Source organism: Buchnera aphidicola (Aphis gossypii), assembly GCF_013394915.1.
Taxonomy (GTDB): domain Bacteria; phylum Pseudomonadota; class Gammaproteobacteria; order Enterobacterales; family Enterobacteriaceae; genus Buchnera; species Buchnera aphidicola_AZ.
Genome location: NZ_CP056771.1, coordinates 34,012 through 50,283 on the forward strand (window position 1 = coordinate 34,012; position 16,272 = coordinate 50,283).

A 16,272-nucleotide genomic window follows, 5' to 3' on the forward strand; every position below is an offset into this window, starting at 1 on the left:
TTTAGGTGTTTTATGAATTATTTTACATTATTTACATTGCCAAAAAAATTTCGGATAAATAAAGATTTATTAAATAAAAATTTTTATAAATTGCAATTAAAATTTCATCCTGATTTATTTATAAATGAATCTGATTCTAAAAAAAAATGGGTTTTAAAAAAATCTATTCAAATTAATAAAGGATATAAAATCCTAAAAAATTCATTCAATCGATCAATGTATTTACTTTTTTTGAATGGTATTAAAGTAGATGAAGAAAAATTATTATCTCATAATCAATATTTTTTAAAAAAATATTTTTTTTTACATGAAGAGTTAGAAATTTTAAAAAAAACGAATAATCCAAATATAATTTGTTTCAATAATTTTTTAAAAAAAATAGAAAATGAAATAAAAGATTGTGAAAATATGATTAATAACGAATTTCATAATAAAAATTGGAATGCAATTATTAGTGCAACATCTCAATTGTTATTTTTAAAGAGAATAAAAGGGAAATTAAAAAAATAAAAATTTTTTTGCTTAAATTACATAAATTAGGATGTTTTTATATGATTTTTTTAAAAGAAAAATTTAATCAAAAATTAATTTTAGGAATTGATTTTGGCACTACTTACTCCCTCATATCTACCATAGAAAATAATCATGCTGTATTATTATCCGATAATAACAAACGTTATTTATTACCTTCTATTATACATTGCGGGAAAAATGATTTTACTATAGGTTGGGATGCTGTTAACAAAGTTCTTCAAGATCCAAAAAATACAATTGTTTCAGTGAAACGTTTAATTGGTCGATCTATTGATTTTATTAAAAAAGAATTTCCAATTCTACCTTATACCATAGAACAAGATAAAAATGGAGATCTTTTTTTTTACACTGATTCAGGGCGAATTTCTTCTACTCAAGTTGTAAGCAAAATACTGAAATATTTAAAAAAAAGAGCTTCTTCTTTATATAATACACAAATCGATATGACAGTTATAACTGTACCAGCATATTTTAATAATATTCAGCGTTCTTTAATAAAAAATGCTGCTACTATTGGAGGAGTTAATTTAGTTAGATTATTAAATGAGCCAACATCTGCAGCTGTTGCATATGGTTTAGAAAGAAATAAAAAAGGCATTGTTATTGTATATGATCTTGGTGGTGGTACTTTTGATGTTTCTGTATTAAATTTAAATAAAGGGTTATTTGAAGTATTAGCTACAAGTGGTGATTCTAATTTAGGCGGTGATGATTTTGATATAATTTTAGCAAATTATATATATAAGAAAGCTAATTTATTACATCATCAATACAATGATTCCTTTCATGCTTTATTATTAGCAGTTGCAAAAGAAACTAAAATAAAATTAACTTATCATGAAACTGTAGAAGTTAATGTTTTGAATTGGAATGGAATTGTTACTCGTAATGAATTTAACTTGATTATTAAAAATTTAGTTAAAAAAACTTTATTAATTTGTACGAAAATATTTAAAGAAATAGATTTAAATATCAAAGAAATTAAAGAAGTTATTATGGTGGGAGGTTCTACGCGAGTTCCATTGGTTTATAATGAAGTTAAAAATTTTTTTTTAAAAAATCCATTAATTTCAATTAATCCAGATCAAGTCGTTGCAATTGGTGCTGCATTGCAATGTAGCATGCTTGCATCAAGTAATAAAAAGAATCAAATAATATTACTAGATGTTGTTCCTCTTTCCTTAGGAATCGAAGTTATAGGAGGATTTGTAGAAAAAATTATTTTTCGTAATAGTCATATACCTATTTCTAAAACTAAAGAGTTCACAACTTCAAGAGATAATCAAACAGGGATCGTTGTTCATATCTTGCAAGGAGAAAGTGAGCTCGTAAAAAATTGTGTTTCACTTTCTCGTTTTGTTTTGAAAAATATTTTACCTAGAAAAGCAGGTACAATTAGGATTTTAGTTACATTTCAAATTGATACCGATGGTTTAATTAGTATAACTGCTCATGAAAAGAGCAGTAATAAACAAAAAACAATTCAAATTGATCGTTCTTGGTTAGATTATACAAATAATTTTAAAATGATTAAAAATGATTTTAATTATTTGAAAAATGATTATTATTTTAGAATTAAAGAAGAAAAAAAAATTGAATCTAAAAATGTTTTAGATTTATTGGCGTCAGCTTTAAAACAAGATAGTCATTTAATTAGCATACAAGAATTAAAAAAAATAAAATTAAATCAAGAAAAATTACAAAAATCAATTGATGAAGATGATTTTTATTCAATTAAATTAAATTTAAAAAAATTGGATGAAGTAACTAAAAATTTTTTTTCATTGCGGTTAAAAAATGCAATTAATGATTCAATAAATAATCAAAAAAACGAGACTAAATAATGCCTAAAATTCTTTTTCTACCTCATAAATTTATATTACCTAAAGGTGCTATTTGTATTTGTAAAAAAGGAGAAACTATCTTAAATGTTGCATTATTAAACAATATTAAGTTGGAACATGCATGTGAAAAATCATGTGCTTGTAGCACTTGCCATTGTATTATACGAAAAGGTTTTCTTTCTCTTTCAGGATGGACTGAGAAAGAAGAAGATGTTCTAGATAAAGCGTGGGGTCTTGAATCTACAAGTCGATTAAGTTGTCAAGCTATCATAGGAGATAGCGACATAGAAGTAGAAATTCCTTTATATAATGCTAATCATGTTTCTGATAATTAATTAAATATATGGATTTTTTATATCTTTGAATTTAATTTTAATTGGTATTCCATTTATTTTTAAAGATTCATGAATAAAATTTTTTAAATATTTTTTGTAAGTTAATGGTAATTGTTTTGTTTGATTACCATGTATAATAATTTGAATCGGATTAGAACTTCCTAAATGTATATATTTTAATTTTATTCGACGACCTTTTATAATTGGAGGTTGATGTTTTCTTATTGCATCTTGCATGGTTTTCATGAGTTTTGAAGTATTTATTTTTGTTTTATAAAATCTATAAAGATTTTCAACTAATTTAAATATTTCAAAAACTTTTTTATTTTTTAGTGCTGATATAAAATGTATTTTTAAAAAAAATAAGTTTTTTAGTTGATCATTTATTGATTTTTTAAATTTATTTTTTTCTATGGAACTTAACAAATCGCATTTATTAACTATTATGATTAGTGGTTTGCCAAATTTTTCAGTAATATTTACTAGTAATAAATTTTGATTGCATATTTTTTGTTGTTCTTCTTTTGCATCTATAATCAATAATATTATATCTGCTGTTTCGATGGTTTCGATGGTTTTAATCATAGATATTTGTTCAATTTTGCTTTTTTTTCTTTTCTTTTTTGATGTTCCTGCAGTGTCAATTAAAATATAATTTTTATTATTATATTCTATAGGAATAGATATAGTATCTAATGTTGTACCTGGTGTATTAGAAGTAATAATTCTATTTTGCATTGTAAGTGTGTTGATTAATGTTGATTTTCCAACATTAGGCTTGCCTAAAAATGCAATTTTTATTGGAATATTTTCTAATTTTATTTCTTTTTTTGTGACTTTTTGTATTTTTTTATTAAATGTAAAATCTATCCAAGGAATTAAATATTTATTAACAAAATTATTAATTCCTTGGTTATGACTTGCGGAAATTTTTATGGTTTTTTTAAATCCTAAAGCATAAAATTCATTAATTTTTTCTATTTCTTTTATTCCATCTATTTTATTAATCAGTAAAAATGATTCTTTTTGGTGTTTTCTTATAATTTTTAATATTTCATATTCCTCCGGTAGTATTCCTTCGCGAGCATTTACTATAAATAAAATTAGATCAGCTTCTTTAATAGCTATTAATGTTTGTGCATAAGCTTTTGTTTTTATTGGTTGCCATTTAAAATCAAAACCAGCAGTGTCTGTTAAGATAAATTTTTTATTTTTTTCTATGTAACAAAATTCATAATTTCTATCTCGAGTAAGTCCTGAGAAATTTGAAACTAATGCGTTTCTTTTTTTAGTTAGAATATTAAATAAAGTAGATTTTCCTACATTTGTACGACCAATTAATGCGATAATAGGTAACATTTTAGTATTAACTCTTTTTTATTTTTTATTTGATTTGAGCTTCGTTTATCTTCATGTTAATTATTTCTTTTGATGTTTTAGATTCTTCAAGAAATTTACTTTTCTTCCAACATTTAATTGCTAGTTTTTTGTTGCCATTTTTCATAAAAATATCTCCTTTTATATTTTCTACTATACTTTTCCAAGAATCGTCTTGAATTTCTTGAATAATTTGCATTGCATCTTTGTTTTTATTTTGTTGTATTTTTATTTTTGACATTCTTAATCTTAAAATATTTTTTAAGTTTTCTTCATTTGTATATTTTAAGCTTGTTTTTAATTGAATAAATGCTTCTTCTAGATGGTTTTTTAAAATGTATTTTTTTGATAATGATAAAGAAATTAAAGTACCATAAACATTTTTATTTTCTATGATAAATTTTTCTGCATTGAAAAAATTTGCATTTTTATTTGCATTTATCTCTTTTATTATTTTTTCATAGGTATTTTTATTTACATTCTTTGTTTGATTTATAGGTTTTATAATTAAAAAGAATATAAAAAAAACTAGAATAAAGAAAAATATAATTAAAAAAAATTTTTTTTTAAAGATTTTTGATTTTTTAATTGAATTATTCTGTGTTAAATACATCTTTTTTCCTTATTTTTTTTGAATATAGATAAATTTTTATATAAATTTGTATAAGTTTAATCTTTTTAATAATAAAAAGATATTTTTAAAAAATTTTTTATCATGAATGCAATATTGATTCTTAAAAAATTTTTTTTTTTCATTTTTATTTAAAAAAAATAACTTTTTAAAAAACTTATCCCCATAAAATACACTAATTATACACAGCTAATTAATAGAAGAAGTTCCTTTATTATCAATGCTCAAGGTGACTTATCCACAGATTTTATATTTACTAATAATAATAATATATTATTATTGTTTTTTTTTCTTTTTAAACAACTTAAAGATAGTCTTTAATATTAATGTCTTATTTTTAATGTTTACATGTGTTATCTTGATTTAAATATTAATACTGTATAAAATATTTTTTAACATTTTAAAGGGTTTTTATATGTTGCAGTCAAGTTTAAAAATTTTTGATGTAATTATTATTGGTGGAGGTCATGCAGGAACTGAAGCTGCATCAGTTTCTGCGAGATTAGGATGTAAAACATTATTATTAACCAAGAATATAAAAGATATTGGTGTTTTATCTTGCAATCCAGCAATTGGTGGAATTGGAAAAAGTCATTTAGTAAAAGAAATAGATGCTTTGGGCGGAATTATGGCTCAAGCAATTGATCGGTCAGGTATTCAATTTAGAATTTTAAATAGTAAAAAAGGTCCCGCTGTACGATCTACTCGAGCGCAAGCTGATAGATTGCTTTACGCTCAAAATGTGAAAAAATTATTGTATCAAGAAAATCATTTATTAATTTTAGAGGAAGAAATAAAAGATTTAATTATTAAAAATTATCAGGTTGTTGGTGTATTAACACAAAATGAAATAAGTTTTTATGCTAAATCAGTTGTTTTGTCTACTGGCACTTTTTTAGGGGGGAAAATATATATCGGTACGAATAGTTATTTTGCAGGAAGAAAAGATGCGAAAGCTTCATTAGATTTAGCATATCGCTTAAGAGAATTACCTTTTCGCGTTAATCGATTAAAAACAGGAACTCCACCTAGAATTGACGTAAGTACTATTGATTTTCATAATTTATTTGTACAGCATGGAGATATTCCTGTTCCAGTTTTTTCTTTTATAGGAAAAATTTCAGATCATCCGGAGCAAGTACCATGTTATCTTACACATACAAATGAAAAGACTCATCAAATAATACGTGATAATTTAGATAAAAGCCCGATGTACAAAGGTTTTATAAAAGGCGTGGGACCTCGATATTGCCCTTCTATTGAAGATAAAATTGTACGCTTTCCTCATAAGATATCGCATCAGATTTTTTTAGAGCCAGAAGGTTTGTCTAGTTGCAAGATATATCCTAATGGAATTTCGACTAGCTTACCGTTAAATATTCAAGAAAAAATAGTTAAATCTATAAAAGGTTTGGAGCAAGCTAAAATTATTGAACCAGGATATGCAATAGAATATGACTTTTTTGATCCTAAAGATTTAAATTTGACTTTAGAAAGTAAATGGGTCAAAGGGCTTTTTTTAGCAGGCCAAATTAATGGTACTACTGGATATGAAGAAGCTGCTTCTCAGGGTCTTTTGGCGGGTTTAAATGCTGGACTATATGCTTTAGATCGAAAACCATGGTTTCCTAGACGTGATCAAGCTTACTTAGGTGTGCTTATTGATGATCTTACTACACAAGGTACTAATGAACCATATCGAATGTTTACTTCACGTGCTGAGCATCGATTAATTTTAAGAGAAGACAACGCTGATATACGTCTTACTGAGATTGGTCGTAAATTTGGATTAATCAATGATTTAAGATGGTCCCTTTATAGTAGTAAATTATTAAATATCAATTCTGAAGTGAAATATTTAAAAAAAACAAAAATATATCCCGAATCTTCTAATGCTAAAATTTTAAATAGTTCTTTTAATATTTTATTAACTAAAAAAACAAATATTTTTAGTTTACTCAAACGACCAGAAATAACCTATAAAATTTTATCTGATTTGAATCTTTTTTCTTCAAAAACTTCTGATTTATCGGTTATTAATCATGTAGAAAATGAAATAAAATATGAAGGTTATATTAAACGACAATTAGAAGAAATTGATAAACATTTAAAAAATGAAAATACTTTTTTGCCATTTCCATATGACTACAAAAAAGTAAAAGGTTTATCACATGAAGCAATTGTTAAATTAAATGATTATAAACCAGTTTCCATTGGTCAGGCATCTCGTATTTCTGGTATCACACCTGCGTCTATATCTGTTTTATTAATTCATTTAAAAAAAGAATCGTGTAAAAAACTTATGTCATAAAAGGTTTACGATCTAATTTAGAATATAATATAATTATTTTAAAATATAGATATTAAATAGCATTTAAGTAAAATTTTTTTAAATATTTATGTTTTTATATTAAATTTAATATAAAATAGATGAGAAAAAATTATGTTTTTAGAGCAAATATCTAATCCTCAAAAATATATCAGCCATCATTTGCGTCATTTACAAATAGATTTGTCTAATTTAAAGATTGTTAGATCTGAAATTGTTTCTTCTCATTTTTGGATATTAAATATTGATTCAATAATATTTTCTTTTGTATTAGGATGTATTTTTATTAGTATTTTTTATATAACAGCAAAAAAAGTTACGACTGGTGTGCCAAATAAATTACAAGCTGGTGTTGAGATAGTTTTTGAATTTATATTATTAAATGTAAAAGGTATGTTTCAAGGTAAAAATTTACTTATAGCACCTTTGTCGTTAACAATTTTTATATGGGTTTTCTTAATGAATTTAATGGACTTAATACCAATTGATTTTTTACCATCTTTTTTTGAAACTGTATTTCAATTGCCCGCTATTCGTATCGTTCCATCTGCTGATGTGAACATTACTTTGTCCATGTCCTTAGCAGTTTTTGCTTTGATTATATTTTATAGTATAAAGATTAAAGGATATATTGGTTTTTTTAAAGAACTCACTTTACAGCCTTTTAAACATCCTGCATTTTTTATTTTTAATTTTTTATTAGAATTTGTTTCTTTGTTATCTAAACCTATTTCTTTGGGTTTAAGACTCTTTGGTAATATGTATTCTGGTGAGATGATTTTTATCTTAATTGCAAGTTTACTTCCATGGTGGTCGCAGTTTTTTTTAAATGTTCCATGGGCTATTTTTCATATTTTAATCATTTCTTTGCAAGCTTTTATTTTCATGGTTTTGACAATTGTTTATTTATCAATAGCTTCGCAATCTCATTAAGATAAAATTTGACTATAATCCTATTAAAAACCGGGGTTTATAATGAATCATTTAAATGTTGATATGTTATATATAGCAGTAGCTATTATGATTGGATTAGCTGCAATTGGTGCTGCAATTGGCATTGGTATTTTAGGTGGAAAATTTTTAGAAGGAGCAGCAAGACAGCCTGATTTAATTCCTTTATTAAGAACACAGTTTTTTGTTGTTATGGGGTTAGTTGATGCGATTCCTATGATTGCTGTAGGTTTAGGTTTATATATGCTTTTTGCTATTTCTTAATTTTTTAAAAAATAGTTTTTATTTAAAAATAATTAGCAAAATCTTTACGTTTTTGAATGGCGTAAAGATTAATTTAACATAAGGCGTGCGATTGTGAATCTTAATGCAACAATTTTTGGACAAGCAATTTCATTTGTTTTATTTGTTTGGTTTTGTATGAAATATATATGGCCTCCTATTATTTTAGCTATAGAAACAAGACAAAAAAAAATTGAAGATACTTTAATTTTTTCAAAAAAAGTTGAACAAGAATATTTGATTATGCAAAAAAAGATGAATCAAATGATTAAAGATAGCAGGAAAAAAGCTTCTTCTATTTTAAACGAAGCGAATCAACAAAAGTTATTCATTCTAGAAGAAGCAAGAAATGCAGCGATTCAAGAAACTAAAAAAATTTTTTTAGACAGTAAGTTAAAAATTGATCTTGAAGTTGAACATGCTCGTCAAGATTTAAAAAAAGAAATTGTAGATTTATCTGTTTTAATGGCTGAAAAAATAATTAAAAAAAATATTCAAGAAGGTAAAAATAAATTTTTTGTTAACAATGTAGTTGCGTCTCTATCAGAGATAAAAAAATTAATATAAGGTAATATTTGATGTCATTTGATACTATTGCTAGACCTTATGCTGAAGCTATTTTTTCAATAGCAATAAAGAATAATGCAATAATGAAATGGAAAAAAATATTAATTTTAATTAATCAAATTATTGCATGCAAAAATGTTCAAAAATTTTTATCTGGATCTTTATCTCCAAATTATTTATCATCTTTTTTTATATCTGTTATTGATGAACATCTTGATAAATATTCAAAAAATTTAATAAAATTATTAGCTTATAATCAACGATTTAAAGTATTTGGTAATATATTAAAACAATTTCTCAAATTAGAAGCTTCTCATCAAAAAATTATCATTGTTCAATTAACATCAGCATATATTTTGAAGAAAGACGAAGTTATTAAAATACGTTTTCTTTTAGAAGAAATATTGTCTTCTAAAATTAAATTTATATATAAAATTAATAGTTGTATACTTGATGGTATAATTATAAAAATAGATGATCAAATTTTTGATTTTTCTATACGCAATCATTTAAAACAATTATCTTTAGCATTAAATTTTTAAGAGAACAATATATGCAATTAAATTCTACAGAAATTAGTCAATTGATTAAAGAAAGAATTGCTCAATTTGAGGTTTTTAATCAGTCTTATAATGAAGGAACTATTATTTCTGTTAACGATGGTATTATAAAAATATATGGTCTTTCTGAAGTGATGTTAGGAGAAATGATTTCATTACCTAGCAATGACGAATACGCTATTGCACTTAATATAGAAAGAGATACTGTTTCAGCTGTAATTATGGGGTCTTATGTTCATATTAGCGAAGGTATGAAAGTAAGATGTACAGGAAAAATTTTAGAGGTACCTGTAGGTACAAATTTTTTAGGCCGCATTGTGAATTCATTAGGTTTTCCTATTGATGGTAAAGGGATTATAAAATATGATAGTTTTTTGCCAGTAGAATCTAATGCTCCAGGAGTTATTGATCGCCAATCAATTAATCAACCGATACAAACTGGTTATAAAGCTATTGATGCTATGATCCCCATTGGTCGTGGACAACGGGAATTGATTATTGGAGATCGTCAAACAGGTAAAACTGCACTTGCAATAGATACTATTATAAACCAAAAAAAATTCGACATCCCATGTATTTACGTTGCTATAGGACAAAAACTTTCCACTGTTATTAATGTTGTAAAAAAATTAGAAGAATATAATGCTTTATCGAATACCATTGTTGTTGTCGCTTCTGCTTCTGAATCTGCTTCTTTACAATACCTAGCGCCATACTCAGGCTGTGCTATGGGAGAATTTTTTCGTGATCAAGGAAAAGATGCTTTAATTGTATATGATGATCTTTCTAAGCATGCAATTGCTTACCGTCAGATTTCTTTGTTATTACGTCGTCCTCCTGGAAGAGAAGCTTTTCCTGGGGATATATTTTATCTTCATTCTCGTCTATTAGAAAGAGCAGCGCGTGTTTCCGAAGAGTATATAAAAAATATTACTCAGGGAAAAGTTATAGGGAAAACAGGTTCGCTTACAGCTTTTCCAATTATTGAAACACAATCTGGTGATGTTTCCGCATTTGTTCCAACTAATGTTATTTCTATTACTGATGGTCAAATATTTTTAGAATCTAATTTATTTAATTCAGGTATTCGACCTGCTGTAAATGCTGGTATTTCTGTATCTCGAGTTGGAAGTGCCGCTCAAACTAAGATTATTAAAAAATTATCTTCTGGTATTCGAACAGCATTAGCTCAATATCATGAACTCGCAGCATTTTCACAATTTGCATCAGACTTAGATCCAACAACACAAAAACAGCTTCTCTATGGTCAAAAAATTACAGAAATTCTTAAGCAAAAACAATACAATCCATTAAGTATAGCTGAACAAGCATTAATATTTTTTATTTCGGAAAATCATTTTTTTGATGATATTTCTGTCGAAACAATTTCTCAATTTGAACGAGATATTTTAATATATGCGCATAATAATTATTTAAATTTAATAACAGAAATAAACCAAAATGGAGAGTATAATGAGAAAATAAAAAAACAGTTTACCCAGTTAATAGAAAGCTTTAAAAATTCTTAGTTTCATATTTGTTATTATATAAAAATTATTACAGAAAAGAGAAAATACTAGTGGGTAAAAAAGAAATACAAAATCAAATAACTAGTGTTATAAGTACAAAAAAAATTACTAAAGCTATGGAAATGGTTGCTATTTCTAAAATGAGAAAAACAGAAGAACGAATGCGTTTAGGCAGGCCCTACTCTGAGATTATTAAAAAAGTTATTCATCATGTTATAAAAGGCAGTTTGGAATATAAACATAGTTATTTAGAAAGTAGAGATACTATTAAGAAAGTTGGAATGATTATCATTTCTACGGACCGTGGTTTATGTGGTAGTTTAAATACTAATCTTTTTAAACAAGTACTATTAAAAATACGAGAATTTATGCTTGTCAATGTTCCTTGTAATTTAATATTATTTGGTTTAAAAAGTTTATCTGTATTTAAGTTATATGGGAGTGCTATTCTTGCTCAAATAACTAATATAGGAGAAAATCCAGATTTATCAAAATTTATTGGGTCTATACAAATTATTTTAGAAAAATATCAAAATCGTGAAATTGACAAAATATTTATTGCATATAATAAATTTCATAATAAAATGTCTCAATATCCAATAGTCACACAACTTCTTCCCTTATCTCCTGACAAAAGTATATTAAATAAAGAGAAATGGGATTATCTATATGAGCCAGAATCTAAACTAATTTTAGATATATTATTTAATCGATATATTGAGTCTCAAATTTATCAAAGTATTTTAGAAAATATTGCAAGCGAACAAGCAGCTCGTATGGTAGCTATGAAAACTGCAACAGATAATAGTAGTAGTCGTATCAAAGAACTACAATTAATTTATAACAAAGTTCGTCAAGCTAGCATTACTCAAGAATTAAATGAGATTATTGCTGGAGCGTCAGCAGTATCGGTAGATTAAAATTAGTTAGAGGTATTTATTCAATGATAGCTACTGGAAAAATTATCCAAATTATTGGTGCTGTAGTTGATGTAGAATTTGATCAAAGTGTAGTACCAAAAATATATCATGCATTAGAAGTTAAGAATCAAAGAGAACAACTTATTTTGGAAGTTCAACAACAATTAGGATCCGGTATTGTCAGAACAATTGCTATGGGATCTACAAACGGTTTAAAAAGAGGTTTAATTGTTACTAATCTTGGTCACTATATTAAAGTTCCAGTAGGAAAAGTTACATTAGGTCGTATAGTCAATGTTTTAGGTCACACAATAGATAATAAAGGACCATTAAAAAATAAAGATAATACTAAAATAGAACGTTGGGAAATTCATAGATCCCCTCCTAGCTACCAGGAACAAGCTACTTCCCAAGAGATTTTAGAAACAGGTATAAAAGTTATTGATTTAATTTGCCCATTTTCAAAAGGTGGAAAAGTTGGTTTATTTGGAGGAGCTGGAGTAGGAAAAACAGTAAATATGATGGAATTAATTAGAAATATTGCTATTGAACATTCTGGATATTCTGTGTTTACTGGAGTGGGTGAGCGAACTCGAGAAGGAAATGATTTTTACTACGAAATGAAAGATTCAAAGGTATTAGATAAAGTTTCTTTGGTATATGGTCAAATGAACGAACCTCCAGGAAATCGATTACGCGTTGCTTTTACAGGATTAACCATTGCGGAAAAATTTCGTGATGAAGGAAAAAATGTTTTATTGTTTATTGATAACATATATCGGTATACCTTAGCAGGCACAGAAGTATCAGCATTACTTGGAAGAATGCCTTCTGCTGTAGGGTATCAACCTACTTTATCTGAAGAAATGGGTTTATTACAAGAAAGAATTACTTCAACTAAGACAGGTTCTATTACTTCTGTGCAAGCTGTTTATGTGCCTGCAGATGATTTAACAGATCCATCACCTGCTACAACCTTTGCTCATTTAGATTCTACAGTTACATTAAGCCGACAAATTGCATCTTTAGGTATTTATCCAGCTATCGATCCGTTAAACTCTACAAGTCGTCAATTAGATCCTTATATTGTTGGAGATGAACATTACAACACGGCAAGAGGGGTTCAATCGATATTACAAAGATATCAAGAACTTAAAGATATCATTGCAATATTAGGTATGGATGAACTTTCAGAGGAAGATAAAAAGTTAGTCTCAAGAGCTCGTAAAATACAGAGATTTTTATCACAACCATTTTTTGTAGCAGAAGTATTCACTGGTTTTCCAGGTAAATATGTTTCTTTAAAAGATAGTATTCGTGCATTTAAAGGGATAATAGAAGGTGAGTTTGATGATTTACCAGAGCAAGCATTTTATATGGTAGGTTCAATTGAAGAAGTTCAACAAAAATCAAAAACATTATAAATTATAATAAATATTTTTTTGGATGTCTCCATGCATTTTTATTTAGATATTGTTAGTGTTGAAAAACGTATATTTTCCGGATTAGTTAAAAAAATACAGATTTCTGGAAGTGAAGGAGAAATGGGCATTTATCCGGGACACACTCAATTATTAAGTATAATTAAACCAGGAATAATATATATATCGCATAAAAATAAAACAGAAGAGTGCCTGTATATATCAGGAGGAATTTTAGAAGTTCAACCTTCTATTGTTTCTATTTTAGCAGATATTGCAATTCGTGGTGCAGATTTAGATCGAGAACGTATTTTAAAAGCGAAAAAGCAAGCCGAAGAATGTTTTAAAAGTCAAGATAAAACAATTAAAAAAGATGATCTTTTAATACAGATATCTCAAGAAATTGCAAAACTTCGTGTTCTTGAAATAATAAGTAAACTTAAATAAAAATATGTTCGCGGCTGGTTTTTCCTGCCGCAATGAATTTTAGAAATATATCAATATATAAAAAAATTGTATTAAATTTTTTTAAATATCTATATTTTCAGCGTTTAAAGCATTATTTTCTATAAATTTTCGTCTTGGTTCAACTGTATCTCCCATTAAAATATTAAATAAATTATTTGCTGAAACTGCGTCATTAATGGTAACTTGTAACATATTTCTTGTTTCAGGATTCATCGTAGTACTCCATAATTGATCTGGATTCATTTCCCCAAGTCCTTTGTAGCGTTGTACAAAAAAATTATTTTTAGATTCTCCAAGTAACCATTCTATAGTTTTTTTGATATCATTAATAATGTATTTTGTGTCTCCTTTATCTATAAAGTTATTATTTTTTTGAAATTTTTTGAATTTTTCCCCTAATTTAACAATTGATATGTATTCTTTGCTTTCTAAAAATTTTCTTGTAAATTCATATTGATTATAATATTCATATCTAGATGAAATTATAGTAGGTATAAATATATTTAAATTTTCTTTTTCTTGAATTTTAAATTGATAAAATGTATTATTTTGATCTTTTTTATTTAATTCTTGTACTAATTTTTCTATCCATATAATTACTTTTTCTTTATTACTTAAATCGTTTAAATATGGTTGATAAATTAATTCGTTTAATATTATTTCAGAAAAATAATTTTTTTTATTTTTTATGTTAACTTGAATTTTATTAAATTCCGAGATTATTTGTTTAAATAATTTTGTTTGATTTTCGATATTTTTATATTTTTCATTTTTTATGATCAGATCTTTAAAAGCGATTTTTATTTGATATTTTTTCAGTTCTTCGTCATTTTTAATATATTTTTCTTTTTTTCCTACTTTAATTTTATATAAAGGAGGTTGGGCAATATAAATATATCCTTTGTCAATTAATTCAGGTAATTGACGATAGAAAAATGTTAATAATAATGTACGAATATGCGCCCCATCAACATCTGCATCAGTCATTATAATAATATGATTGTATCTTAACTTTTCTAAATTATATTCGTTTTCTCCAATTCCGCATCCTAAAGCTGTAATTAGAGCTGCCAATTCTTGAGATAAAATAATTTTATTAAATTTTGATTTTTGTACATTTAATATTTTACCCTTGAGAGGCAAAATTGCTTGGTTTTTTCTATTTCTACCTTGTTTTGCAGACCCCCCGGCTGAATCTCCTTCTACTAAATAAATTTCTGATATTGTAGGATCATTTTCTTGGCAATCAGATAATTTTCCAGGTAAACCTCCTAAATCTAATATTGCTTTTTTTTTATTTATTTCTCTAGCGCGTCTTGCGGCTTCTCTTGTTTTTGCTGCATTGATGATTTTTTGAATTATAGATTTTGCATCAACGGGATTTTCTAAAAGATATTCAATAAGATGCTCATTGATTAATGATTCTATTGCTGATTTTGCTTCAGATGAAACTAATTTATCTTTTGTTTGCGAAGAAAATTTTGGATCAGGTAATTTAATTGATATGATTGCCGTTAATCCTTCTCGCGTGTCTTCTCCTGTAATAATAGTTTTATTTTTTTTATTATATCCTTCTCGCTCAATATGCAAGTTTAACGTTCGTGTAACTCCAGATCTAAAACCTGCTAAATGGGTGCCACCATCCTTTTGCGGTATATTATTTGTAAAACAATATATATTCTCTTTATGTGTTTCATTCCATTGAATAGCTACTTCTAATTCAACGTTGTTTTTAATCGATTTAAAATAAAATATATTTGAATTAATTATTAATTTATTTTTATTTAAAAACTTAATAAAAGCTTTAAGACCACCTTTATAATGATAATGATTTTCTACATAATTTCTATTATCTTTTAAACTGATAGAAACATTAGAATTAAGAAAAGATAATTCACGTAAACGTTTAGACAAAATTTCATATTGAAATTTTCTTTTATTCGTAAAAGTTTTATGACTAGGCCAAAATCTAATATATGTACCTGTTTTATTTGTTTTTCCAATTTGTAATAAAGGTGATTCTGGAATTCCATTCTTGTATATTTGTCGATATTGTTTTTGGTTTTTATATATTATTAATTCTAGTTTTTCTGACAAAGCATTTACAACTGAAATACCTACGCCATGCAGTCCGCCAGATATTTTGTATGAAGAATTATCAAATTTTCCTCCCGAATGTAATACAGTCATAATGACTTCTGCTGCTGAAATTTTTTCTTCGCGATGTATATCTGTTGGAATTCCTCTTCCATCGTCTTGTATTGATACAGAATTATCTTTATGAACAATAACTATTATTTCTTTGCAAAATCCTGCTAATGCTTCATCAATAGAATTATCTACAATTTCAAAAACCATATGATGCAATCCACTACCGTCATCAGTATCTCCAATGTACATTCCAGGTCTTTTTCGTACTGCATCTAGTCCTCTTAGAATTTGAATATTCGAAGAATTATAGTTGTCTTTCATAAGTATTCCTACTGAATTTTTTAATGTTGCATTAATTGTTTTATTTTTTGAT

15 protein-coding genes are annotated in these 16,272 nt (G+C 26.1%); 12 read left to right on the plus strand and 3 right to left on the minus strand.

Annotated elements, in window-relative coordinates; translation table 11 throughout:
• Positions 1-12 precede the first annotated feature (12 nt).
• The 3 genes from hscB to fdx are packed head-to-tail and all read left to right on the plus strand — an operon-like array spanning position 13 to position 2,713.
• Entirely contained in the window at positions 13-510 is a 498-nt protein-coding gene (gene hscB, locus HU701_RS00185) for a Fe-S protein assembly co-chaperone HscB (protein WP_158345839.1), read from the plus strand.
• A gap of 41 nt (positions 511-551) precedes the next feature.
• On the plus strand, positions 552-2,378 hold the full coding sequence (gene hscA / locus HU701_RS00190; RefSeq protein ID WP_158345841.1) for a Fe-S protein assembly chaperone HscA: 1,827 nt from the start codon (positions 552-554) through the stop codon (positions 2,376-2,378).
• Entirely contained in the window at positions 2,378-2,713 is a 336-nt protein-coding gene (fdx, locus tag HU701_RS00195) for an ISC system 2Fe-2S type ferredoxin (RefSeq protein WP_158345843.1), read from the plus strand. The genes hscA and fdx overlap by 1 nt, the downstream gene beginning before the upstream one ends.
• Here the strand turns inward: fdx and der are convergent, their stop codons facing one another.
• Both der and HU701_RS00205 read right to left on the minus strand, forming a co-directional pair.
• Entirely contained in the window at positions 2,714-4,072 is a 1,359-nt protein-coding gene (gene der / locus HU701_RS00200; RefSeq protein ID WP_178918880.1) for a ribosome biogenesis GTPase Der, read from the minus strand.
• A 25-nt stretch (positions 4,073-4,097) separates the two neighbouring features.
• On the minus strand, positions 4,098-4,703 hold the full coding sequence (locus HU701_RS00205; RefSeq protein WP_158345847.1) for a YfgM family protein: 606 nt from the start codon (positions 4,701-4,703) through the stop codon (positions 4,098-4,100).
• Between the two features lie 433 nt (positions 4,704-5,136).
• On the opposite strand from HU701_RS00205, the gene mnmG reads away from it, so the two are divergent.
• The 9 genes from mnmG (at position 5,137) to HU701_RS00250 (ending at position 13,727) form a co-directional block, all read left to right on the plus strand.
• Positions 5,137-7,032, plus strand: coding sequence for a tRNA uridine-5-carboxymethylaminomethyl(34) synthesis enzyme MnmG (gene mnmG, locus HU701_RS00210; RefSeq protein ID WP_178918882.1), 1,896 nt, complete (start codon positions 5,137-5,139; stop codon positions 7,030-7,032).
• A gap of 132 nt (positions 7,033-7,164) precedes the next feature.
• Positions 7,165-7,983, plus strand: coding sequence for a F0F1 ATP synthase subunit A (atpB, locus tag HU701_RS00215; RefSeq protein ID WP_158345851.1), 819 nt, complete (start codon positions 7,165-7,167; stop codon positions 7,981-7,983).
• A 42-nt stretch (positions 7,984-8,025) separates the two neighbouring features.
• Complete coding sequence (gene atpE / locus HU701_RS00220) at positions 8,026-8,265, plus strand: F0F1 ATP synthase subunit C (protein ID WP_053940000.1); 240 nt, start codon at positions 8,026-8,028, stop codon at positions 8,263-8,265.
• A 93-nt stretch (positions 8,266-8,358) separates the two neighbouring features.
• On the plus strand, positions 8,359-8,850 hold the full coding sequence (locus HU701_RS00225) for a F0F1 ATP synthase subunit B (protein WP_158345853.1): 492 nt from the start codon (positions 8,359-8,361) through the stop codon (positions 8,848-8,850).
• An 11-nt stretch (positions 8,851-8,861) separates the two neighbouring features.
• A complete protein-coding gene (gene atpH, locus HU701_RS00230; RefSeq protein WP_248594327.1) occupies positions 8,862-9,392 on the plus strand; it encodes an ATP synthase F1 subunit delta in 531 nt (176 codons plus the stop codon).
• An 11-nt stretch (positions 9,393-9,403) separates the two neighbouring features.
• Positions 9,404-10,939 carry a F0F1 ATP synthase subunit alpha gene (atpA, locus tag HU701_RS00235; protein WP_158345857.1) on the plus strand — a complete coding sequence of 512 codons (1,536 nt, stop codon included), beginning with the start codon at positions 9,404-9,406 and terminating at the stop codon, positions 10,937-10,939.
• Positions 10,940-10,983: 44 nt separating this feature from the next.
• Entirely contained in the window at positions 10,984-11,859 is an 876-nt protein-coding gene (gene atpG, locus HU701_RS00240; protein WP_158346844.1) for a F0F1 ATP synthase subunit gamma, read from the plus strand.
• Between the two features lie 26 nt (positions 11,860-11,885).
• Positions 11,886-13,283, plus strand: a complete 1,398-nt coding sequence (gene atpD, locus HU701_RS00245; RefSeq protein WP_158346846.1) for a F0F1 ATP synthase subunit beta — start codon at positions 11,886-11,888, stop codon at positions 13,281-13,283.
• A gap of 30 nt (positions 13,284-13,313) precedes the next feature.
• On the plus strand, positions 13,314-13,727 hold the full coding sequence (locus HU701_RS00250) for a F0F1 ATP synthase subunit epsilon (RefSeq protein WP_178918886.1): 414 nt from the start codon (positions 13,314-13,316) through the stop codon (positions 13,725-13,727).
• 81 nt (positions 13,728-13,808) lie between these two features.
• On the opposite strand, the gene gyrB is transcribed toward HU701_RS00250, so the two are convergent.
• Positions 13,809-16,220 (minus strand): DNA topoisomerase (ATP-hydrolyzing) subunit B, encoded by a 2,412-nt coding sequence (gyrB, locus tag HU701_RS00255; protein WP_178918888.1) that lies wholly within the window; start codon positions 16,218-16,220, stop codon positions 13,809-13,811.
• Positions 16,221-16,272 lie beyond the last annotated feature (52 nt).